24 protein-coding genes and 1 riboswitch are annotated in these 21,697 nt (G+C 74.7%); of the genes, 4 read left to right on the top strand and 20 right to left on the bottom strand.

Annotation, left to right across the window (positions count from 1 at the left end):
- Positions 1-46: 46 nt before the first annotated feature.
- From ACERUJ_RS13480 to ACERUJ_RS13400, 17 genes are all read right to left on the bottom strand, one after another.
- Positions 47-1,282, bottom strand: coding sequence for a transcriptional regulator (locus tag ACERUJ_RS13480; RefSeq protein WP_370249129.1), 1,236 nt, complete (start codon positions 1,280-1,282; stop codon positions 47-49).
- Positions 1,283-1,386: 104 nt separating this feature from the next.
- Complete coding sequence (locus ACERUJ_RS13475) at positions 1,387-2,508, bottom strand: XdhC family protein (RefSeq protein WP_370249128.1); 1,122 nt, start codon at positions 2,506-2,508, stop codon at positions 1,387-1,389.
- Positions 2,501-3,658, bottom strand: coding sequence for a VWA domain-containing protein (locus ACERUJ_RS13470; protein ID WP_370249127.1), 1,158 nt, complete (start codon positions 3,656-3,658; stop codon positions 2,501-2,503). The genes ACERUJ_RS13475 and ACERUJ_RS13470 overlap by 8 nt, the downstream gene beginning before the upstream one ends.
- Positions 3,655-4,560 (bottom strand): AAA family ATPase, encoded by a 906-nt coding sequence (locus ACERUJ_RS13465; protein WP_370249126.1) that lies wholly within the window; start codon positions 4,558-4,560, stop codon positions 3,655-3,657. Before ACERUJ_RS13465 ends, ACERUJ_RS13470 begins: the two co-directional genes overlap by 4 nt.
- A gap of 29 nt (positions 4,561-4,589) precedes the next feature.
- Positions 4,590-5,207, bottom strand: a complete 618-nt coding sequence (locus ACERUJ_RS13460) for an NTP transferase domain-containing protein (protein ID WP_370249125.1) — start codon at positions 5,205-5,207, stop codon at positions 4,590-4,592.
- Positions 5,208-5,227: 20 nt separating this feature from the next.
- On the bottom strand, positions 5,228-5,923 hold the full coding sequence (locus tag ACERUJ_RS13455) for a hypothetical protein (RefSeq protein ID WP_370249123.1): 696 nt from the start codon (positions 5,921-5,923) through the stop codon (positions 5,228-5,230).
- A complete protein-coding gene (locus ACERUJ_RS13450) occupies positions 5,920-6,474 on the bottom strand; it encodes an RNA polymerase sigma factor (protein WP_370249121.1) in 555 nt (184 codons plus the stop codon). Before ACERUJ_RS13450 ends, ACERUJ_RS13455 begins: the two co-directional genes overlap by 4 nt.
- Positions 6,475-6,622: 148 nt before the next feature.
- A complete protein-coding gene (gene groL / locus ACERUJ_RS13445; protein ID WP_370249119.1) occupies positions 6,623-8,248 on the bottom strand; it encodes a chaperonin GroEL in 1,626 nt (541 codons plus the stop codon).
- 228 nt (positions 8,249-8,476) lie between these two features.
- Positions 8,477-9,376, bottom strand: coding sequence for a RimK family alpha-L-glutamate ligase (locus ACERUJ_RS13440; protein WP_370249116.1), 900 nt, complete (start codon positions 9,374-9,376; stop codon positions 8,477-8,479).
- Positions 9,377-9,405: 29 nt separating this feature from the next.
- Positions 9,406-9,813 (bottom strand): hypothetical protein, encoded by a 408-nt coding sequence (locus ACERUJ_RS13435; protein WP_370249115.1) that lies wholly within the window; start codon positions 9,811-9,813, stop codon positions 9,406-9,408.
- A complete protein-coding gene (locus ACERUJ_RS13430) occupies positions 9,810-10,652 on the bottom strand; it encodes a TylF/MycF family methyltransferase (RefSeq protein ID WP_370249113.1) in 843 nt (280 codons plus the stop codon). Before ACERUJ_RS13430 ends, ACERUJ_RS13435 begins: the two co-directional genes overlap by 4 nt.
- Positions 10,653-10,663: 11 nt before the next feature.
- The gene (locus ACERUJ_RS13425; protein WP_370249112.1) at positions 10,664-11,566 is read right to left on the bottom strand and encodes an SGNH/GDSL hydrolase family protein; all 903 of its coding nucleotides are present in this window, start codon (positions 11,564-11,566) and stop codon (positions 10,664-10,666) included.
- A 90-nt stretch (positions 11,567-11,656) separates the two neighbouring features.
- Positions 11,657-11,935 (bottom strand): MoaD/ThiS family protein, encoded by a 279-nt coding sequence (locus ACERUJ_RS13420; RefSeq protein WP_370249111.1) that lies wholly within the window; start codon positions 11,933-11,935, stop codon positions 11,657-11,659.
- A gap of 62 nt (positions 11,936-11,997) precedes the next feature.
- Entirely contained in the window at positions 11,998-13,290 is a 1,293-nt protein-coding gene (gene thrC / locus ACERUJ_RS13415; RefSeq protein WP_370249109.1) for a threonine synthase, read from the bottom strand.
- A gap of 11 nt (positions 13,291-13,301) precedes the next feature.
- Positions 13,302-13,445: riboswitch (SAM riboswitch) on the bottom strand.
- Positions 13,446-13,558: 113 nt separating this feature from the next.
- Positions 13,559-14,407 (bottom strand): trehalose-phosphatase, encoded by an 849-nt coding sequence (otsB, locus tag ACERUJ_RS13410; protein ID WP_370249108.1) that lies wholly within the window; start codon positions 14,405-14,407, stop codon positions 13,559-13,561.
- A gap of 59 nt (positions 14,408-14,466) precedes the next feature.
- A complete protein-coding gene (locus ACERUJ_RS13405) occupies positions 14,467-14,991 on the bottom strand; it encodes a LytR C-terminal domain-containing protein (RefSeq protein WP_370249107.1) in 525 nt (174 codons plus the stop codon).
- A 10-nt stretch (positions 14,992-15,001) separates the two neighbouring features.
- Complete coding sequence (locus tag ACERUJ_RS13400) at positions 15,002-15,304, bottom strand: DUF3263 domain-containing protein (RefSeq protein WP_370249106.1); 303 nt, start codon at positions 15,302-15,304, stop codon at positions 15,002-15,004.
- 148 nt (positions 15,305-15,452) lie between these two features.
- On the opposite strand from ACERUJ_RS13400, the gene ACERUJ_RS13395 reads away from it, so the two are divergent.
- The 4 genes from ACERUJ_RS13395 (at position 15,453) to ACERUJ_RS13380 (ending at position 19,200) form a co-directional block, all read left to right on the top strand.
- On the top strand, positions 15,453-16,895 hold the full coding sequence (locus ACERUJ_RS13395) for a trehalose-6-phosphate synthase (RefSeq protein ID WP_370249105.1): 1,443 nt from the start codon (positions 15,453-15,455) through the stop codon (positions 16,893-16,895).
- Positions 16,892-17,590, top strand: coding sequence for a M15 family metallopeptidase (locus ACERUJ_RS13390; RefSeq protein ID WP_370249103.1), 699 nt, complete (start codon positions 16,892-16,894; stop codon positions 17,588-17,590). The genes ACERUJ_RS13395 and ACERUJ_RS13390 overlap by 4 nt, the downstream gene beginning before the upstream one ends.
- A gap of 104 nt (positions 17,591-17,694) precedes the next feature.
- Positions 17,695-18,879 (top strand): alpha/beta fold hydrolase, encoded by a 1,185-nt coding sequence (locus tag ACERUJ_RS13385; protein ID WP_370249102.1) that lies wholly within the window; start codon positions 17,695-17,697, stop codon positions 18,877-18,879.
- A gap of 60 nt (positions 18,880-18,939) precedes the next feature.
- Positions 18,940-19,200 (top strand): hypothetical protein, encoded by a 261-nt coding sequence (locus tag ACERUJ_RS13380; RefSeq protein WP_370249101.1) that lies wholly within the window; start codon positions 18,940-18,942, stop codon positions 19,198-19,200.
- A 103-nt stretch (positions 19,201-19,303) separates the two neighbouring features.
- Here the strand turns inward: ACERUJ_RS13380 and ACERUJ_RS13375 are convergent, their stop codons facing one another.
- Genes ACERUJ_RS13375 through ACERUJ_RS13365 form a run of 3 tightly spaced genes read right to left on the bottom strand, consistent with a single transcriptional unit; the run spans position 19,304 to position 21,602 of the window.
- Positions 19,304-20,269 (bottom strand): carbohydrate kinase family protein, encoded by a 966-nt coding sequence (locus ACERUJ_RS13375; RefSeq protein ID WP_370249100.1) that lies wholly within the window; start codon positions 20,267-20,269, stop codon positions 19,304-19,306.
- Entirely contained in the window at positions 20,266-20,916 is a 651-nt protein-coding gene (locus ACERUJ_RS13370; protein WP_370249099.1) for a class II aldolase/adducin family protein, read from the bottom strand. Before ACERUJ_RS13370 ends, ACERUJ_RS13375 begins: the two co-directional genes overlap by 4 nt.
- On the bottom strand, positions 20,913-21,602 hold the full coding sequence (locus ACERUJ_RS13365; protein ID WP_370249098.1) for a TetR/AcrR family transcriptional regulator: 690 nt from the start codon (positions 21,600-21,602) through the stop codon (positions 20,913-20,915). Before ACERUJ_RS13365 ends, ACERUJ_RS13370 begins: the two co-directional genes overlap by 4 nt.
- Positions 21,603-21,697 lie beyond the last annotated feature (95 nt).

Below are 21,697 nucleotides of genomic sequence, written 5' to 3'. Positions count from 1 at the left end.
GGCGCCGACGGGCCAGCTCAGGGGGTGCGGGTCAGGGGGTGGCGGGTCAGCGGGTGGCGGCGGCGAGGCGACCGAGCAGCAGGGGGCGGGCCGGGTGGGTGCTGCCCTCCAGCGCGGCGAGGGCCCGCTCGAGCACCTCGACGTCGTAGGGGGCGCGCTCGGCGTAGGCCAGCACGGCGTCGGGGTCGGGGTCGGCGAGCAGCGCCTCGCGCACCGCGACCGCCACGACCTCGCCGAGCTCGGCGAGCGCCGGGGAGTTCGTGCCGGGCAGCAGGTCGCCGCCGTAGGCCTCGACGGCGGCGGCGACGTGTCCGCGGCGCAGCAGGGTGAGCACGTGCTCGACGTCGGTCTCGACCGGCATCGTGAGCCGGTAGGGACGCGAGGCGAGCTGGCCGCCGAGGGCGGCGCGCAGGTGGGAGACCTCGGCCTTGAGCGTGGAGAAGGTGACGGCCTGGTCGCCGTACACCAGGGCGTGCAGCTGCTCCAGCGAGAGTCCGCCGGGGTGCAGGGCCAGCAGGGCGAGGATCTCGGTCTGGCGCCGGTTGAGCAGCAGGCGGGCGCCGTCGAGCCGGATCTCGGCGGTGCCGAGCAGGCTGAGGACGAGGCCGGGGTCGGCGGTGAGGTCCTCGACCAGCGGGCCGGCGGTGGGCTGGTGGCGGCTGTGCGGCAGGGCGGTCTCGATGAGCCGCGCCATCACCCGGGCGGTCGCGAGCCCGATGGGGTGGGTGCGGTCCCAGGTGGTGGAGAGGTCGATGACGCCGAGCCGGCGACCGGTGACCGGGTCGTGCAGGGGCGCGGCCCAGCAGACCCAGTTGTGCACGATCGGGGCGTAGTGCTCGGCGCTGAACACCATCGAGGGCTGCCCGAGCCGGCTGGCGAGGTCGAGGGCGTTGGTGCCCACCGAGGTGTCGTCCCAGCGGGCACCGGCCACGAAGTTCACGGTCTCGGCCTTGCGACGCATCACGCGGCCGCCGTAGGTCCACAGGATGCGGGTCTCGGCGTCGGTGACGGCCAGCACGAGGTCGCCGTCCTCGGCGGTGCGCCGCAGCTCCTCCTCCACCCGCTCCACCGCCACCTGCAGCGGGGAGTCGCGCCACATGCTGGTGGTCTCGCCCTCGTCGGCCAGCGGCGCCTCGGTGACGTCGGTGCCCACCGCCTGTTCCGAGCGGCTCCAGCTGGCGAGGATCTCGGGGCGCACCCGGTCGGCGGCGAGGTCGCCGTGCTCGACGAAGGTGGTCCAGGCGTGCAGGCAGTCCTGGCGGCGCTGGAGCAGGTCGCTCATGCGCTCCACCGTAGCGCGCAGGGTGACGCGCATCACTCCCTCGTTCGGGCGACTCCCGAGCAGCACCCGCCCCAGCCCGGCTCGGCCGCGGCCGGGCCCCGCCCTCAGCCGTGGATGCGGCCGGTGCGGTCGGCGAGCGGCTGGCCGCTGCCGCCCCAGCGGCCGGCGATGATCTCGGCGGCGATGGAGACGGCGGTCTCCTCCGGGGTGCGGGCACCGAGGTCGAGGCCGATCGGGCTGTGCAGCCGGGCGAGCTCGGCGTCGGTGAGCCCCTTCTCGCGCAGCCGGGCCAGGCGGTCGTCGTGGGTGCGCCGGCTGCCCATGGCGCCGACGTAGGCCACCTCCGGCAGCCGGAGGGCGACCTCCAGCAGCGGGACGTCGAACTTGGGGTCGTGGGTGAGCACCGTGATGACGGTGCGCTGGTCCAGGGCCCCGGCGTCGAGCTCGGCCTGCAGGTAGCGGTGGGGCCAGTCGACGACGACGCGGTCGGCGTCGGGGAACCGGGACGCGGTGGCGAACACCGGCCGGGCGTCGCACACGGTCACGTCGTAGCCGAGGAAGCCACCCACGCGCGCCACGGCCGCGGCGAAGTCGATGGCGCCGAAGACCAGCAGCCGCGGCTTGGGGGCGAAGGCCCACACGAAGACCCGCATGCCCTCGCCGCGCCGCTCGCCGTCGGTGCCGTAGGTCAGGGTGGCGCTGGTGCCGGTGCCGAGCAGGCCGACGGCGTCGTCGGTGACGGCGTCGACCATCCGGTCGCTCCACCCGGCGGGCGCGTCGGCGTCCTGGTCGGGACGGATCACCAGCCGCGAGCCGAGCACGGAGGCGTCGGGGTGCTCGATCACGGTGGCCAGCGCCACCGCCCGGCCGGCGTCGATGTCGTCGGCGACGGCACCGAACTCGGGGAAGGTCTCCCGGGAGACCGTCTCGACGAACACGTCGAGGATGCCGCCGCAGGTCAGGCCCACGGCGAAGGCGTCGTCGTCGGAGACGCCGTAGCGCTGCAGCACCGGCACGCCGTCGGCCACCACGCTCTGCGCCAGCTCGTAGACCGCGCCCTCGACGCACCCGCCGGACACCGAGCCGACGGCGGCGCCGTCGGGCCCGACCAGCATCGAGGCCCCCGGCGGTCGGGGCGCGGAGCGGAAGGTGGCCACCACGGTGCCCACCCCGACCGTCTCGCCCTTCTCCCACCAGGTGCGCAGTTCACCCAGCACCTCACGCACGTGAGATCACCTCGATCAGCTCCTCGTAGGTCGCCAGGGTGTGCCCGGCGACGAAATCGTCCACGTACGGCAGCACCGCCACGATGCCGCCCTGCACTGGTTCGTAGCCGTCCTTGCCCCGGTGGGGGTTCACCCAGACCAGTCGGTGGGCCACCGAGCGCAGGCGTCGCACCTGCTCCCCCAGCAGCGCGGCGTCGCCACGCTCCCACCCGTCGCTGAACACCACGATCACCGCCCCGCGGCCCAGACCGCGCCGGCCCCACCGGTCGTGGAACGCCGCCAGGGTCTCCCCCAGCCGGGTGCCGCCGGACCAGTCGGGCACGGCCTCGCCGGCCGCCACCAGGGCACGCTCGGCGTCGCGGGTGCGCAGGGCTCGGGTGAGGTGGGTGAGCCGGGTGCCGACCGAGAACGTCTCGACCGTCCCGCCCTGGCGCACGGCGGCCTGGGTGAGCACGTGGGCCAGGCGCAGCAGGACGTCGGCGTAGGGCGTCATCGAGCCCGAGACGTCGAGCAGCAGCACGACGCGCCGCGGCCGGGTGGTGCGGTGCCGGTGCTCGAGGCGGGCCGGCTCGCCGAACCGGCGCAGCGAGCCGCGCAGGGTGCGCCGGGCGTCGAGGTCGCCGCGCCGCCACGGCTCGTGGCGCCAGGTGCGGCGCAGCGGCACCCGGGGCCGCAGGCCGGCGAAGAGGGACTCGAGCCGGGCCTTCTCCGCGGCCGTCATCCCCGCGACGTCGCGGTGGCGCAGCACCTCCACCTCGCTCGCCCGCGCCCGGACGACGTCGTCGTCGCGGCCCTGCGCACCGCTGCCGGCGTCGTCCTCGCTCAGCGACTCCAGCGCCCGGCTGGGGCTGGGCGGCGCCGGCCGCGGACGCGGCAGCTCCCCCCGGGGGTCGAAGTACTCGGCGAAGACCTGCTCGAAGCGGAGCAGGTCCTCGGGGCCGGCGCACAGCGCGGCGCGGCCGGCGATGCGCACCAGCGCGCGGTCGCCGAGGTCGAGCCGGGCCACGGCGTCGAGGAAGGTGTGGGCCCGGTCGGCGGTGACCGGCACCCCGGCGGCCCGCAGCGCGCGGGTGAACCCGAGCAGCACCTCCTCCGGCGGCCGGAGCGCGGCGAGGACGGGGTCCGGGTCCGGACCTGCCGGAGCGCTCACGTGCGCAGCATCCGGTCCAGGGCGTGACGCACCTTCTCGGCGTCCTCGCGGTACTTCACCAGCGCGCCGAGGGTGCGGGCGGCGGTCTCGAGGTCGAGGTCGGCGGCCCCCAGGTGCACCAGCGCGCTGGCCCAGTCCAGCGTCTCGGCGACCCCCGGCGGCTTCTCCAGCCCGCCCTCGTGGCGCAGCTGCTGCACGACGCCGACGACCTGCTCGGCCAGCCGCGCGCTCACCTGCGGGGCGCGCGAGCGCACGATCGCGACCTCGCGGGCCAGGCTCGGGTGGTCGATCCAGTGGTAGAGGCAGCGCCGCTTGAGGGCGTCGTGCAGCTCGCGGGTGCGGTTGGAGGTCAGCACGACCACCGGCGGCACGTCGGCACGCACGGTGCCGAGCTCGGGGATGGTGACCTGGAAGGTGGACAGCACCTCGAGCAGGAAGGCCTCGAACTCGTCGTCGGCGCGGTCGATCTCGTCCACGAGCAGCACCGCCGGGGTCGCGCCGCCGTGCCGCAGCGCGGCCAGCACCGGCCGGGCCAGCAGGAAGCGCTCGTCGTAGAGCCCCTGCTCGGCCTGGACCAGGTCGACGCCGCCCGCCCCGCCGGACAGCCCGCCCGCGGCCTCGAGGGTGCGCAGGTGCAGCACCTGGCGCGGGAAGTCCCAGTCGTAGAGCGCCTGGCTGGCGTCGATCCCCTCGTAGCACTGCAGCCGGATCAGCGGCGCGTCGAGCACCTGGGCCAGCGCCTCCGCGAGCGCGGTCTTGCCGGTGCCCGGCTCGCCCTCGAGCAGGATCGGGCGCTGCATGGCGAAGGCGAGGTAGGCGACGGTGGCGAGGTCGTCGTCGCAGAGGTAGCCGGTGGTCGCGAGCCGGTCGGCCAGGTCCTGGGGCTGCTCGGGGGTCCACACCCGACCCAGCGTAGGAGGTGTGGCGTTGGTCACCGGTTGGGCGACCGTCCCCCGAGCCCGTCGGGACGGTCCACGTCGTGGCCGCTCGCGAGGTCGCCGCACTCCACCGCCACGCACCCGTGGGCGGCGAGGTAGTGCTTGGCCCCGGTGTCGCCGGTGCTCGCGGCCACGACCGGCGCCCAGTGCGCGCGGCCCAGCACGACGGGGTGCCCGGGACGGCCCTTGAAGACGGCCCGCGCGAGGTCGTCCGGTCCCGGCGCGGCCGCCCGCACCCGGCGCACCACCTCCGGGGTGAGGTCGGGCAGGTCCACCAGGGTGACGACAGCGGTGTCGGCCCCGGCGCCGGCCCCCGACTCCCGCGCGGCGAGGGCCCGCAGCCCCGCCCGCAGCGAGGCCGCCAGGCCGTCGTGCCAGTCCTCGGCGACGACGACGGCGGCACCGGGCGGCACCAGCGCCCGGGCCTCCTCGGCCCGGGCGCCCAGCACGACGGTGACCTCGCGGCACCCGGCCTCGTGCAGCAGGGCGAGCCCGCGACGCAGCCACGAGGTGCCGTCGGGATCGTGCACCAGCGCCTTGGGCCGGCCCATCCGGGTGCCGGCACCGGCGGCGAGCAGCAGCCCGTGGGCCGCGCCCGGGCCCGTGCTCACGGGCGTGGTCGGGGGCGTGCTCAGGAGAACGCCGCCTCGTAGACCGCCTCGAGGTCGGCGCTCCAGGGCGCGGTGAACCCGCAGGCCGTGACGGCACCGCCCGTGGCGGAGACGAGGTACCGCTCGCCGGGCACGAACTCCACGCTCATCTCGCTCATCCGGCCGGCCGCCGGCGGGGCGGCGATGACCACGAGGTCGGTGGGCGCACCGGCGAACCAGCGGCTCGGGGTGAGGGTGACGGTGTCGTCGGACACCTCGGTGGCCACGGCGTCGACCACGACCTCCTGGGCGGCCACCACCTGCGGGTTCGACTCCGGCGGCAGGCACTTGGCGCTGACGCCGCCGGCGTCGGTGAGGTCGGTGACGGTGGGGGCGACGGCCGCCGCCCCGGCGTCGTCGCCCGAGGTGGTGGCGCTCTCGGCGGCGGTGCGGTCGGGGGCCGTGTCGTCGGAGCCGCCGGCGAGCACGAGGCCCCCACCGACGGCGATCACGGCGACGGCCGCCGCGGCGGCGAGGAGCGGGGTACGGCGGGAGCGGGTCATGTCGACCTCCTGGACGGTCGCCCGGAGCCGGGCGCGATGGGCGGGGGTGAGCGGAGGGAGGTCGGCCGCGGGGTCGTGGGCGCGCAGCAGCGCGGCCAGGTCCCGGTCCTGCGGGTGCTCGGCCTCGGCGGGTCCCGACGGGTCGAGCGGGTCGAGCGGTTCCTCAGCGGTCACGGCTGCCTCCTTCCACCGGGTTCGTGTCCGGTCTCGGTGCGGATCTGTCGCCAGTGCTCGCGGAATCCGGCGCGGGCGCGCTGGAGTCGCAGCGAGGCGGCGTTGGGGGTGATGCCCAGGACCGTGGCGATCTCCCCGGCCCCCAGCTCCTCCCAGGCCCACAGCCGCAGCACCTCCGCCTGGGCCGGGGGCAGCAGGCCGAGCACGGCCGCCACGTGATCGGCGGGGTCGCCGGGGTCGCCGGGCCCGACCACCGCCCCGGGGGCGGCGTCGCTCGCCCGCAGACCGAGCAGCCGCCCCCGCAACCGCTCCCGCCGCTCCTGGGAGCGTCGGGCGTTGGCCAGGCAGCCGCGCGCGACGCCGTAGGCGTAGGGCAGCAGGTCCGCGTCGGTCGTGGCCGGCAGCTCGTCGCGACGCCGCCACAGCACGAGCAGGGTGTCGGCCAGCACGTCGTCGACGGTGTCGGGATCGCAGCGACGACGCAGGAAGCGGCGGACGGGCTCGATCACGCCGCCCAGGCGCGCCTCGAAGTCCCCCTCCGCCTCGCGCACGGCCCCACGGTGCCACACCGGGCCACACCGGGCCGCGAGGACGCCGCAGGACGGGCGGGAGGACGTCGGACCCGGGAACGCCGACAGGCCCCGCTCCGACCGGGGTCGGAGCGGGGCCTGCGGATGGATCAGACGTGCGGGGCGGGACTCAGAAGTCCATGCCGCCCATGCCACCGGTCGGGTCGCCACCAGCGGCGGCCTTCTCCGGCTTGTCGGCCACGACGGCCTCGGTGGTGAGGAACAGCGCGGCGATCGACGCGGCGTTCTGCAGCGCCGAGCGGGTGACCTTGGCGGGGTCGATGATACCGGCGGCGATCATGTCGACGTACTCGCCGGTGGCGGCGTTGAGACCGTGACCGGCCTGCAGGCCGCGCACCTTCTCCGCCACGACGCCGCCCTCGAGGCCGGCGTTGACCGCGATCTGCTTGAGCGGGGCCTCGGTGGCCAGCTTCACGATCGCGGCACCGGTGGCCTCGTCGCCCTCGAGCTCGAGCTTGGCGAACGCGGCGTCGGAGGCCTGGACCAGCGCCACGCCACCGCCGGCGACGATGCCCTCCTCGACCGCGGCCTTGGCGTTGCGGACGGCGTCCTCGATGCGGTGCTTGCGCTCCTTGAGCTCGACCTCGGTGGCCGCGCCGACCTTGATGACGGCCACGCCGCCGGCCAGCTTGGCGAGGCGCTCCTGCAGCTTCTCGCGGTCGTAGTCGGAGTCGCTCTTCTCGATCTCGGCACGGATCTGGTTGACCCGGCCCTTGATCTGCTCCTCGTCGCCCGCACCCTCGACGATGGTGGTCTCGTCCTTGGTGATGACGACCTTGCGGGCCTGGCCGAGCAGCTCGATGCCGGCGTTCTCCAGCTTCAGGCCGACCTCCTCGGAGATCACCTGGCCGCCGGTGAGGATCGCGATGTCCTGCAGCATGGCCTTGCGGCGGTCACCGAAGCCCGGGGCCTTGACGGCGGCGGACTTGAAGGTGCCGCGGATCTTGTTCACGACCAGGGTGGACAGCGCCTCGCCGTCGACGTCCTCGGCGATGATCAGCAGCGGCTTGCCGGACTGCATGACCTTCTCCAGCACGGGCAGCAGGTCCTTGACGTTGCTGACCTTGGAGTTGGCGATGAGCAGGTAGGGGTCCTCCAGGACCGTCTCCATGCGCTCGGGGTCGGTGACGAAGTAGGCCGAGATGTAGCCCTTGTCGAACCGCATGCCCTCGGTGAGCTCGAGGTCGAGGCCGAAGGTGTTGGACTCCTCGACGGTGATGACGCCCTCGGTGCCGGCCTTGTCCATCGCCTCGGCGATGAGCTCGCCCACGGTGGTGTCGGCGGCGGAGATCGAGGCGGTGGAGGCGATCTGCTCCTTGGTCTCGACGTCCTTGGCCATCGCGAGCAGCTGCTCGGAGACGGCGGCGACGGCGGCCTCGATGCCCCGCTTGAGGCCCATCGGGTTGGCGCCGGCGGCGACGTTGCGCAGGCCCTCGCGGACCATGGCCTGGGCGAGGACGGTCGCGGTGGTGGTGCCGTCACCCGCGACGTCGTCGGTCTTCTTCGCGACCTCCTTGACCAGCTCGGCGCCGATCTTCTCGTAGGGGTCCTCGAGCTCGATCTCCTTGGCGATGCTCACACCGTCGTTGGTGATGGTGGGCGCACCCCACTTCTTCTCCAGCACGACGTTGCGGCCCTTGGGACCGAGGGTGACCTTGACGGCGTCGGCGAGGGTGTTCATCCCGCGCTCGAGACCGCGCCGGGCCTCCTCGTTGAAAGCAATCAGCTTCGGCATGACTCCTGCGATTCCTTACGCGTAAGAGTTCGGGTGGGTCCGGGGCGGTGGGCTGCCCGCGACGGCCGACCCGCGCGAACGGGCGATCCCTTCTCGCCCGGCGCCCGGGCCTCAGCTGGCACCGATCCGGTTGGCACTCTCGCGAGGAGAGTGCCACTCAATGTTTAGCACTCGCCCCTGGAGAGTGCAAACGCCTCCCGAGGGCGGTCCCCCGTGCGGGGGCGCCGCTCAGCCGCCGACGGCCGCGAGGTGCTCGGCGACGACGTCGGCGAACCGGGTCGCGTTGCCCGGCAGGTGGTCGAGGTACAGGCCCGGCTCGGTGAGCTCGATCTCGCTCACGCACCAGCGTCCCTCGTGGTGCAGCAGGTCGACCCGGGCGTAGGGCAGGCCGGCGCCGAGCAGCTCGGTGGTGGCCGCCACGGCGTCGACGGCCAGCAGCGCCAGCTCGGGGTCGGCCGACACGACGCGGGTCGTGCCGCCGCGGTGCTCGTGCACCCGCACGTCGTGGGGCGGGGCCACCTTCGCCACCTGGGCGCCGGGGTGGCCGCCGAGCACGAACACCGACCGCTCGCCGGTGTCGAAGACCGAGGGCACCAGCGGCTGGACCAACCAGTGGTTGAGGTCGGTGAGCAGCTCGGCGGGCAGCGGGCCCTCGCCGTCGTGCACGACCACGAGGCCGTCGCCGCCCGCGCCGAGGCGGGGCTTGACGACCGCGCTGCCCACGCGGGTGATGGCCGCGCGCAGGGCGACGGCGTCCTCGGGGGCCTCGGTGGGGATCACCGGCACCCGCCCCTGCGCGGCGAGGTCGAGCAGGTAGCGCTTGTCGGTGTTCCACCGGAACACCCGCTCCCCCTGCAGCAACCGCGGACCGAGTCGACGCGCCCAGGCCAGGAAGTCGGGCATCCGGTGCTGGATGTCCCAGGTGGAGCGCACGGCCACGAGGTCGGCGGACTCCCAGTCGACCGACGGGTCGTCCCACACCGCCCACCGGGCGGCGATGCCGTGGGCTGCGAAGGCCGGGGCGAGCAGCTCGCCCCCGGGCTCGCCGTCGGGCCAGGCCGCGCAGGTGGCGAGCAGGAGCAGCGGTCCGGTGGTGCGGGAGTGGTCGGCGCCCGAGATGCCGCTCACGGTTCCTCCTGATGAGTGCTGGTGCCGGGTCAGCCCCGGCGCTTGAGCCGGCCGGGGAGGGCGGTGAGCACGCGGCCCGCCCGCCAGGTCGTGCTGGCCCGCAGCGCGGCGACCTCGGCCTCCGCGGCGCGGGCGCGCTCGCGGGCGCCGGCGAGGCGGCGCTCGGCCTGGGCGGCGGCCTTGGTGGCGGCGGCCGCGCGGGCCTCGGCGTCCTTGGCGCGCTGCTGGGCCTCGCGCAGGTCCTTGGCCATGCTGCGGTGCAGCTGCCGGGTGACCTTCACCGAGAACCGGCGCTCGTCGACCAGCAGCTTCTCCAGCCGCTTGATCTTCAGCTGCGGGCTCTCCTCGAAGTCCGCGGCGCGCAGGGCGGCGAAGTCGCGGAAGCTCTGCCCCGGCTCGGGGGCCCCGGCAGCGGAGGGGGTGACGGCCTCGGTCACGACTTCCTCCAGTAGACCCCGGCCCAGTCGATCTCGTGGATCTCGTCGGTGATCCCGCGGGCCTCGCGGAAGTCGTGGATGGCCTGTGCGCAGCCCTTCACGGCCCCGTAGTCGTCGACGATGATGTAGCCGCCCACGGGCACCTTGTCGTAGAGCGGCTCGAGGGCGTCGACGGTGGAGGCGTACATGTCGCCGTCCAGGCGCAGCACCGCGATCTGCTCGACCGGGGCGGTGGGCAGGGTGTCGGAGAACCAGCCCTTGAGGAACTTCACCTGGTCGTCGAGCAGCTCGTAGCGCGCGAAGTTCTCCTGCACCTGCTCCACCGAGATGGCCAGGTCGATCTTGGTGTGGTGCTGGTCGCCGGCGTCGGCCTCGAACCGGCCGTCGGGGGCGGGCAGGCCCTGGAAGGAGTCGGCCACCCAGACCGTGCGGTCGGTGACGCCGTGCGCCGCCAGCACCGCGCGGGCGTAGATGCAGGTGCCGCCGCGCCACGCACCGGTCTCGATGAAGTCGCCGGGCACGCCGTCGGCGATCACCGACTCCAGGCACTGCCGGACGTTGGCGAGCCGCTTGAGCCCCACCATCGTCTCGGCGTCGGCCGGCCAGTCGCGCCCGTTCGCGCGGCGCTCGGCGTCGAACTCACCGCTCTCGACGATGCGCACGTCGCGGTCGCGCGTGGCGATGCGCAGCAGGTTCCAGAGGTAGCCCTCGTAGGAGCGGCCGGGGAACTTCACCGTGACGTTGCGACCCTCGAACCCGTACCGGGTCAGCATCTTCGCCATGGTGGTCAGGTACAGGTCGACGGCGGGGCCGGTGGCCAGGCTCGCGGGAGAACTCACGGGTCCCGACCCTAGCGGACGACGCCGCCCTCCCCGCGCTCCGCGCGCGGCACGGTCGATGCCCGCCCGGGTGTCAGGGGCCGGTGGTGGCCGGGCGGCACCGCCTGCTGCTCGCCCAGCGCGACCAGGACCGAGGGCACGAGCGCGGCAGCGGTGCGCCGGTAGCCCTGGGCGCTGGGATGGAACCGGTCGAGGCTGAACATCCCCTCGGGATCGGTGAGGAAGAAGGGCCCCACCACGCGTGCCAGCGACACCGCGTGGGCCCCGCAGTCCACGGCGGTGCGGGTCTGCGCGGCCGCCAGCTGCCGCGAGACCCGGGCCCCGAGGGCGCGCAGCGGCTGGGGAACCGGCCGGATGGCGCCGAGGTCGGGACAGGTGCCCACCACGGTGGGCACCCCGGCCTCGCGCAGCCGCTCCAGGACCTCGCGGAGGTGGGCCACCGACTCCTCCACGGCCACCCGGTGGATCACGTCGTTGCCGCCCACCACGAGCACCGCGACGTCGGGCCGGTAGTCGGCCGGGAGGCCGTCGAGCTGGGCGGCCACCATGCTCGTCTCCGCGCCCACGACCGCCGCCATCGTCAGCCGCACCGGACGACGCAGCGCCTTGCCGAGCCCCTTGGCGAGTCGCCCGCCCAGGGTGTCCTTGCGGTGCTCGGCGCCCAGCCCGGCGGCCACGGAGTCGCCGATCACGAGCAGGTCCAGCGCCGTCCCGCCGTAGCGGCGTCGCCAGACGCGGTTGGCGTCCGGCGTCGTCGGGGTCTCACCCCACGGCTTGCCGATCGCGCCGCGCGCCTGGGCCGCCTGCCGGTGCAGCGCCGCCCGGGCGGCGACGCCCAGCAGCCCCGCCGCCGCGCCCAGCGTCACGACCGACACCAGCGCCCGCGGGGCGTGATCCGCTCTGCGTCTGCTCACGCCCCCGTTTGAAGCAGGCCGGGGTGACCGGCCGGCGTCAGGCCGGCGTCCCGGAGGCGACCGGCGACCGACCGGCGACCGACCGGGGGCTCAGCAGCCGCCGGCGACGGCGGGGATGACCGAGATCTGGGTGCCGGCCGGGGTGGGGGTGGCGAGGTTGTCGAGGAAGCGGACGTCGTCGTTGTCGACGTAGACGTTCACGAACCGGCGCAGCTTGCCGTCCTCGTCCAGGATCCGCGCCTGGATGCCGGGGTAGGTGGCGTCGAGGTCGGCCAGCACGTCGCCCAGGGTGGCGCCGGTGGCGCTGACCTCGGACTCCCCGCCGGTGTAGGTGCGCAGGATGGTCGGGATGCGGACGGAGACGCTCACAGGGGTTCCTCGTTCGTGCAGGGATGGGGCGGCGGGTGGGACAGCCGGGTCGCGGGGCAGGCTCAGGCGATGCCCGAGGCCTTGAAGGCCGCGTAGGTCGGCGGGATCGTGGCGGCCGCACCGACGACGCCGGACACGGCGTCGAGGGTCTTCAGGCCGTGACCGGTGTTGATGACGACGGTCTCCAGGGAGGTGTCGAGCTGGCCGGTCTCGACGAGCTTCTTGAGCACCGCCACGGTGGTGCCGCCGGCGGTCTCGGTGAAGATCCCCTCGGTGCGGGCGAGCAGCACGATGCCGTCGCGCACCTCCTCGTCGGTGACGTCCTCCACCGCACCGCCGGTCTCGCGGCAGATGTCGAGCACGTAGATGCCGTCGGCGGGGTTGCCGATGGCCAGGCTCTTGGCGATGGTGTCGGGCTTGACGGGGCGGATCGCGTCGACGCCGGCCTTGTAGGCCACCGAGACCGGCGAGCAGCCCGTGGCCTGCGCGCCGTAGATCCGGTAGGGCTTGTCCTCGACCAGGCCGAGCTTGATCAGCTCGCCGAACGCCTTGTGCACCTTGGTGAGCTGGGAGCCCGACGCGACCGGGATCACGACCTGGTCCGGCAGCCGCCAGCCGAGCTGCTCGGCGATCTCGTAGCCCAGGGTCTTGGAGCCCTCGGCGTAGTAGGGCCGGACGTTGACGTTCACGAACGCCCAGCCGTCCTCCTCGCCCGCGATCTCGGAGGCCAGCTTGTTGACGTCGTCGTAGTTGCCGTCGACGGCCACGAGGTTCTCGGTGAAGATCGCGGAGCTCACCTGCTTGGGCTGCTCGAGGTTGCTCGGGATGAACACCACGGTCTTGATGCCGGCGCGGGCACCGGCGGCGGCCACGGCGTTGGCGAGGTTGCCCGTGCTGGGGCAGGCGAAGACCTTGGCGTCCAGCTCGCGCGCCGCGCTCAGGGCGCAGGCCACGACGCGGTCCTTGAAGGAGTTGGTGGGGTTGGTGGAGTCGTCCTTGACCCACAGCTTGGTGAGGCCCAGCTCGGCGGCGAGGTTGCGGGCCTCGAGCAGCCGGGTGAAGCCGGGCTCGGTGTTGGGGCTGGACTCGATGTCGGTGGGCACGGGCAGCAGCGCCTTGTAGCGCCAGATGTTGGCCGGGCCGGCCTCGATCTCCTCACGGGTGAGCGTCGGGTAGGCGTAGGCGACCTCGAGGGGGCCGAAACACTCCGGACAGGCGTAGAAGGGGCCCAGGGCCACGGCGGTGCCGCACTCGCGGCACTGCAGGTGGGTGGCGTTGCCGAAGGCTCCCTCGCGGGGGCCGGACCCACCGGGCTCGCGGGTGGCGTCGGACTGCTCGACGGTGACGGCGCTCATGACTCTCCTCCTTCTCATCTTCCCCGGCGCGACGGTCGCACCGAGCGGAATTGGCACCGTTTCCACGTACCGTCCCCGGATGTGCCGGGAGGCGGAGGCGCGTGGCGGTTGCCGGGACTTCGCAGGGCCGTTCCCTCAGTCCCTCTGGATGAGCTGTTCCTCACTGTACGGGCGCCGCCCCGCCCGTGCCGCATCGAGGTCCGCGATGCGGAACGCCGTCTCACCATCCGGCGGGGCGACCCGAGGGCCTGCCGGCCCGGGCCCCGTCTCAGGCCGGGGCGGCGGCCTGGGCGGCCTGGGCGTCGTCGGCGAGGCGTCGGAGCAGCGCGACGACGCCGGTGGGGCCGGGGACGCTGAGGTCGGCGAGGTCGCGCAGCGCGCTCTCCTCCCCCGAGGCGGAGAACACGAGCAGCGTGGGGGCGCCGGTGTCGGCGAGGGCGCGCACGGCGTGGAAGGCCTCGAGGTCGCCGAGGTCGTCGCCGGCGTAGAGCAGACCGTCGAGGTCGAGGTCGGCCATCAGGGTGCGCACCGCGACCCCCTTGTCCATCCCCGGGGACCGCACCTCCAGCACCTGCCGGCCCGGCTCGACGACCAGGCCGTAGCGGTCGGCGAGCTCCTGCACCGGGCCGCGCAGCCGCTCGAACGCGGCGGCGGCGTCGGGCAGGCGGCGGGTGTGGATCGCCACCGCGAGGCCCTTGTCCTCCAGGTGCGCCCCGGCGGCGTCGTGGGTGCGCAGCAGGCGGGGCAGCTCGCGCTCGAAGCTGGCCAGCCCCGCGGGCGGACGCGGGCTGACGATGCGCGGCTGGGAGGAGCTCCACCGCTCGTTGCCGTACTGGCCGAAGACGAGCAGCGGGGTGCCGACGGCAGCCGCCCGGTGGGCCAGCTGCTCCAGACCGCCCAGGTCGAGGGCCTGCCGGGCCGGGCGCCCGGTGATCACCGCGAGCGCGGCGACGTGCGGGGCCAGGGCCAGGAACGCCTCGACGGCGTCGGGGTGGATGTGGGCCGCGGCCGGGTCGTCGACGATCGGGGCGATCGTGCCGTCGAAGTCGACGGCGACCGCGCAGCGCGCGGCGGCGCGCACGAAGGCGTCGTAGCGAGCGGCGGCGGGAGCGTCCACGACCACCGAGTCAACCACGCCCGGACCCACCCGCGGAGGGTCCGCAGGCCGACTGCGACCTAGATCTCGCCCGTGAGGATGAGCGTGAGGCGGTCGAACTTCATCGGCGCGACGGCCGGCTGGATGCGGTCGACGCCGAGGTCGCGGGCCAGCTGCCGGGCCTCGCGCTTGAGCCGGTCGGGGTAGTACACGGTGGTGGCCGGGATCGTGCCGTACCAGTTGTCGGTGCCGACGACCTGCCACCCGGCGGCGCCGACGGTGGTGCCGACCTCGCCGGCCAGGCCGGAGATCGCGGTGTTGTTGTAGACCTCGACGAACACCTGGGAGCGGTCGACGTCGGGCTTGGGTTCGCGCGTGGGCTCGGGCGTCGCGCTCGGTGTGGGCGCGGGGGTGGCGTCGGCCTCGGCGCCGGTGGTCTGCTCGGCACGGGCCGGGGCGGCGATGTCGCGCGGGGCGGGGTCCTCGCCCCGGGTGAGCACGAAGGCCAGGCCCGCCATCAGCACCGCGACGGCGCTGAGCAGCACCAGTCCGGACGGGGCCACCTGCGGCATCAGGCCGCGCTCGGGGCGGCTGCGCTCGCTCATCGCGACCGGCTCAGATCTCGAAGCCGAGCCGTCGCGCCGAGCGCTGGCGCTGGCGCTGGGACCGCAGGCGCCGCAGCCGGCGCACCAGCAGCGGGTCGGCCTCGAGGGCCTCGGGGCGGTCGATGAGGGCGTTGAGCACCTGGTAGTAGCGGGTGCTGGACATGTCGAACTTCTCGCGCACGGCCGACTCCTTGGCGCCGGCGTACTTCCACCACTGGCGCTCGAAGGCCAGGATCTCGACGTCGCGCTGGCTCAGCGACGTCGTGGGGCCGGCCGGGCTCGGCGAAGCGTCGTGCTGCGGCTGGGCGTCCATGCGGGCCATGGTAGACGGGGAATCACACGGCTGTCATTCGCCACTCCGGTCGGGGACGGGTGGGACGGCGCCCCGCCCGGGGAGCCTCACCCCGCCGCGCCGTCCGCACCCGCGGCGCCGGTGCCGCGGGTGCGACTAGGGTGCCGGTGTGTCCGCGGATCTCGTGATCGTCGCCAACCGTCTGCCGGTGGACCGCGTCACCGGTCCCGACGGGCAGGTGGGGTGGCGCCGGTCGCCGGGCGGGCTCGTGAGCGCCATCGAGCCGGTGATGCGCGCCGGCAGCGGGGTCTGGATCGGCTGGCCCGGCGGCGCCAGCGACGAGGCGCCGGCGCTGAGCACCGAACCCTTCGAGGTCGACGGCATGCGGCTCGCGCCCGTGGGGCTCACCCGGGCCGAGATCACCGAGTTCTACGAGGGCTTCTCCAACGGCACCCTGTGGCCGATCTACCACGACCTCGTGGCCAAGCCGGAGTTCCACCGCGAGTGGTGGGACTCCTACGTCGCGGTCAACAACCGCTTCGCCGAGCGGGCCGCCGAGCTCGCCGCCGAGGGCGCCACCGTGTGGGTGCACGACTACCAGCTGCAGCTGGTGCCGCAGCTGCTGCGCGCCCTGCGGCCCGACCTGCGCATCGGCTTCTACCTCCACATCCCCTTCCCGCCGCCGGAGCTGTTCCAGCAGCTGCCCTGGCGCCGCCAGCTGCTCGAGGGCCTGCTCGGCGCCGACCTGGTCGGCTTCCAGCTGCCCGGCGGCGCGGCCAACTTCGTGCGCCTGGTGCGCCAGCGCGTCGGCCACAAGACCCATCGCGACCTGGTCTACCTCCCCGACGGCCGCACGGTGCGGGCCGAGCCCTTCCCGATCTCCATCGACGCCGCGGGCTTCGAGGCGTTGGCCACCGACGCCGGCGTCGTCGCGCGGTCGCTCGAGATCCGCCGTGCGCTGGGCGAGCCGCGCCGGATCTTCCTCGGCATCGACCGGCTCGACTACACCAAGGGCATCTACGCCCGGCTCCGCGCGTTCGCCGAGCTGGTGGAGGAGGGCCACATCGACGTCGAGGACGCCGTGTTCGTGCAGGTGGCGGTGCCCAGCCGCGAGCAGGTGGAGCAGTACCGGCTGCTGCGCGACGACATCGACCGGCTCGTGGGTCGCATCAACGGCGACCTGGGCCGCATCGGCCGTCCCGCGATCTCCTACCTGCACGCGTCCTACCCGCGCGAGGAGATGGCGGCGCTCTACCGCGCCGCCGACGTCATGGTCGTGACCCCCTACCGCGACGGCATGAACCTGGTGGCCAAGGAGTACGTCGCCTGCCGAGTGGGTGAGGACGGCGCGCTGGTGCTCTCGGAGTTCGCCGGCGCCGCCGATGAGCTGCGCCAGGCGTGGCTGGTCAACCCCTACGACATCAACGGCATGAAGGCCGCACTGCTGGAGGCCTACAACGCCGACGGCAAGGAGCTCGGACGCCGGATGCGGGCGATGCGCCGCACCATCCGCCAGCACGACGTCAAGGCGTGGGCCGACTCCTTCCTCTCGGTGCTGGGCGAGGTGTCGAACCCGCACGACAAGTCGGTGCGCCCGGCCCGCCGCTCGTGACCGGCCCCGGCTCCGACGCCGGCCCTGGCGCCGGCCCCGGCGCGACCCCGCCCGTCGTGCTGCTCACCGACGCGCGCGTCGTCGCCGTGCCCGTGCACGAGGACGCCACCGCGCTGGTGGACTCCGCCGGCGTGCTCCCCTTCGACGGCCGCGAGGACGACGGCACCGGCGCGGGGCGCTGGCTGCGGCGCACCGTGCTGGAGCGCCTCGCCGACGCCGCCGCGGCCCTGCCGGGCGACCTGCGCCTGGTGCTCAACGAGGGCTACCGCCGCCCGGAGCGGCAGCGCGCGGCGTTCGACCGCTATCGCGCCACCCTCGCCGCGGCCCACCCCGAGCTGGACGCCGCCGTGCTGCGCGTGCTCGCCAGCCGCTACATCTCCCCGCCCGAGCTGGCGCCGCACACGGCGGGCGCGGCCGCCGACGTGCTCCTGACCACCCCCGAGGGCGTCGAGCTCGACCTCGGCTGCCCCATCGACGCGACCCCGGAGCAGTCGGGGGGGCGCTGCTACACCGACCACCCCGACGTCGTCGGGGAGGCGTTGCTGCTGCGCCGCGAGCTGGTGCGGGCGCTGCACGGCGTCGGGCTGGTGAACTACCCCACCGAGTGGTGGCACTGGTCCTTCGGCGACCGGTACTGGGCGTGGACCACCGGCGCGGCCGCGGCCGTGCACGGGCCGGTCCCGCCGCCGACCTGACGCCGACCTGACCGGCCTTCCCCCGCACAGGTGTGATGCGGGCGTCACCGACCATGTGACGGCGGCCCTGTGAGGATCACCTCATCTCGGCGATACTGACCTGCGTGGACCTCATCCCGAAGCCCGACCAGGTCGTGGCGGCCGCTGGCAACCTGGCGCACAAGGTGCTCTACGGCGGCCTCGCCGACCTGCGGCCGATGCCGCGCACCCTGATCGACGAGGGCACGCTGCGCGAGGTCTACCACTACCGCCCCTCGGCCACGGCCCAGGAGAGCGGCGACCCCGTGCTGCTCGTGACCCCGCTCGCCGCACCCGCGATCTGCTACGACCTGCGGCGCGGCTGCTCGCTGGTCGAGCACCTGGTCACCGAGGGGCGGCCCACCTACCTGCTCGAGTACGGCGAGGTCTCGTTCAAGGACCGCAACCTCGGCATGGAGCACTGGATCGAGGAGGTCGTGCCCACCGCGATCCGCGAGACCTCCGCCCACGCCGGCGGCCGTCAGGTGCACGTCGTCGGCTGGTCCCTGGGCGGCATCTTCAGCCTGCTCACCGCGGCCTCCGACGCCGACCTGCCGATCGCCTCGCTCACCATCGTGGGCTCCCCCGTCGACGTCAGCCTGGTGCCGCTGGTGGCGCCGCTGCGCCCCCTGCTGAACTGGATCGACGGCCGGGGCCCGATCACCGGCGGCTACCGCATGCTCGGCGGCGCCCCGAAGCCGCTGGTGAAGTGGGCCTTCCAGCTCTCCTCGTTCCAGAAGCTGGTCACCAAGCCGGTCGCCAAGGTCGCCCACTTCGACGACGCCGACTTCCTCGCCCAGCTCGAGGCGGTCGACCGGTTCACCGCCAACATGATCGCCTACCCCGGCCGCACCTTCGGCCAGCTCTACCACCGCTTCGTCAAGGGCAACGCGATGGTGAACGGCACCTTCGAGGTGGGCGGCCGCGAGCTCGCGCTCGCCGACATCGGGGTGCCGGTGCTGGTCTTCGGCGGCGCCAACGACGGCATCGCCCCGGTGCCGGCCGTCCGCGCGCTCGTGCCGCTGCTCACCGGCTCCCCCGACGTGCGTTTCGAGGTCGTGCCCGGCGGCCACCTCGGCATGCTCACCGGCCGCGCCGCGCGCGGCACCACCTGGGTGGTGCTCGACGAGTGGATCGACCAGTGGTCCAGCGACCGGGCCGAGGCGGCCACCGCCCAGGCCGCGGAGCCCGCCCCGTCCGCCGGGACCCCGGCCATCGGCACCGGCGCCCGCCGTCACGGCTCGAAGTCCTCCCGCGCCCTGGCCAAGTAGCACCCGACCCCCTCGGCGCGCCGCTTGCTCGGGCCGTCGCGCTCCAGCAGGGTGCTCGGCATGGCGATCGGAGCGGACGAGTACAGCCCGGGCGGCGGCCACGCGATCCTGGGCACCGTGCTGATCCTGGCCGGCTACGGCACGCGGCTCGCGGCTGAGGACGACGCCGACGCGGACGCCCTGCTCCTGCTGGCCGCCGGGCTGCTCGTCCTCGGCGTGCTGCTGCTCCTCACCGCCGCGGTGGCCAACGGCATCGCGCTCGCCGAGCGGCACCGCCGCGCGGCCGCGAGCCCCCCGCCCGGCCCCACCGACGGCCGCTGAGGCTCACCGTCTCCCGTTGTCACCAGCGAAAAGCACGGGTCAACGCCGTTGACCGGTGCTTTTCGCTGGTGACAACGGGAGACCTCGGGGACGCGGCGGGCCGTCAGAGGCCGGCGGTGCTCCGCACCAGGTCGAGGTCGTAGGTGCCGGCGTCGGTGCCCAAGCCCCGGGCCACCTGGGCGGCGGTGGCGCACCCGAGGCGGGCGGCGTCGACGGGGCCGAGGCCCAGGCCGATCCCGCGCAGGAAACCGGCGGAGAACGCGTCGCCACAGCCGGTCGTGTCGACCAGCTCCTCGGCCGGGATCGGCAGGGCCGGCACCGCCACGCAGCCGTCGGGATCGGCGGGGTCGGCGCTGGTGACGACCAACGCACCTCGCGCGCCGGCCGTGACGGCCACGCAGCCCGCACCCGCGGCCACCAGCGCCCGGGCGCCGGCGGCGAGGTCGTCCTCGCCGGTGAACCCGCGCACCTGCTCGTCGTTGGGCAGCAGGTAGTCGCAGTGGGGCAAGGCGTCGGCGATCCAGGCGAGCAGGTCGGGGTCGCCGGGGGCCAGCACGTCGATCGAGGTCACGGCGCCGGCCGCGCGAGCCGCGGCGAGCAGCTCACCGGCCGCCGGACCGCCGAGGAACTCGGGGCCGCCGAGGTGCACGGCGTCGAACCCGGTCCAGTCGACGTCGGCCACGTGGTCGAGGGTGAAGGCGCCGTTGGCCCCCACGCAGTGCCAGGCCGGCCGGTCGCCATTGGGGCGCACCGGCAGCACCGAGGCCGAGGTGGGCTGCTCGGGCAGCCGCACGATCCCGGCGACGTCGACGCCCTCGCGGACCAGCAGCGCGAGCAGGGTGTCGCCGGCGGCGTCGGTGCCGACCGCGCCCAGGCTGCGGACCTGCGCCCCGAGCCGGGCCGCGATCATCGCGGTGCCACCCGCCGTGCCGGCGGGCGAGAGCCGGATGGTGTCCACCAGGGCGCCGTCGGAGCCCTCGGGGATGCCGGTGACGCCGATGACGTGGGTGTCGAGCACGTGGACCCCCACGGCGGCCAGGCGCCAGGGCGTGGGAGCGGGAACGGTCATGAGGTGCTCTTCTCTCCGTAGCGGCGCGCGAGGGCGGCCAGGACGACGTCGGTCTGCTCGGCCTCGCTCAGCACCCGGGGGGTGCCGAGGACGCTGGCGCGGTGGTGCAGGGCGGCGAGCCACTCCAGCAGCACGGCGTGCTCGGTGGCGGCGGCGCGGTCGGGCCCGACCGCGACCGAGCCGTGGTTGGCCAGCAGCGCGGCCTGCCGGCCGGTGAGCGCCTCAGCCACCCCCTCGGCCAGCGCGGGGCTGCCGAACGTGGCGTAGGGCGCCACCCGCACGGCCCCGCCCAGCAGCAGCTGCTGGTAGTGGATCACCGGCAGCTCGGGCAGCACGCAGGCCACCGCGGTGCTGTAGGGCGCGTGGGTGTGCACGACCGCGCCCACCTCGGGTCGGGCGGCGTAGACGAGCCGGTGCAGCTCGAGCTCGGAGCTGGCCCGCACCCCCTCCCCGCCCGCGAGCGGCACGGCGACGACGTCGTCGGGCGTGGTCTCGGCGAGCACGGCACCGCTGACGGTGATCCAACAGCGTTCGCCGTCGCGCACGCTGACGTTGCCGGCGGTGCCGACGAGCAGCCCCTGCGCAGCGAGTCGGCGCGCGGCGTCGGCGACCGCCGCGGCGGGGTCCGACGCCCCGACCGGGGTCATCGGGCGAACCGCTCGAGGTAGGAGGTGAGCATCAGCCGGCCCTGGGCGATGATCGCGGGGTCGCCGGCGAGGTCGTGCTCGTAGGCGAGCTGGAACATCCGGTCGCCGATCTCGACCGCCAGCACCGCCGCCTGCTCGGGCAGGTCGGGGCCGGTGAGCCCCTCGGCGACCGCCAGCGCCCGCAGCGTGGCGGCGACCTCGCGGTTGTGGGCGCGACCCGAGGCGTGCACGGCCAGGTTGGTGCGCCCGCGCAGGTAGATCTCGACGAACGCGGGCCGGCGGCGGTACACGGCGGTGAAGGCGTCGAGCACGGCGTCGACCAGGCTCGCGATCGTGAGGCGGCCGGCCTCGGTGACGGCGCCGACGTCGTGGGCCACCTGCTCGTCCATCTCGGCGGTGTGGCGCTCGACGAGGGCCAGCAGCAGGTCCTCCTTGTCGGCGAAGTACTGGTAGAGCGTGGCGACCGGCACCCCGGCGCGCTGCGCGATCTCGCGGGTGGTGAGGGCCTCCACCCCGTGGTCGAGGACCGCCGACTCGGCGGCGTCGAGCAGGGCCTCGACCTTGCGCCGGCTGCGCGCCTGCACGGGGGCGCGGCGCGGAGCCCGCTCGGGGGTCCGGTCGACGGGGCGCTCGGCGGGGCGCTCGGGGCTGGGATCCGCGGGGGCCGCGACCCGTGACGTGCTCACGCCGGGAGTGTAGGGTACGAAACCGAAACTGACACAGATTCAGATTAAGCCCCTCAGGTCCCCCGTCACGCCGTCGTGACACCGACCGCCCCGCA

Source organism: Nocardioides sp. (assembly GCF_964228225.1).
Lineage (GTDB): Bacteria > Actinomycetota > Actinomycetes > Propionibacteriales > Nocardioidaceae > Nocardioides.
This window is presented reverse-complemented; position numbering and strand designations above follow the sequence as displayed.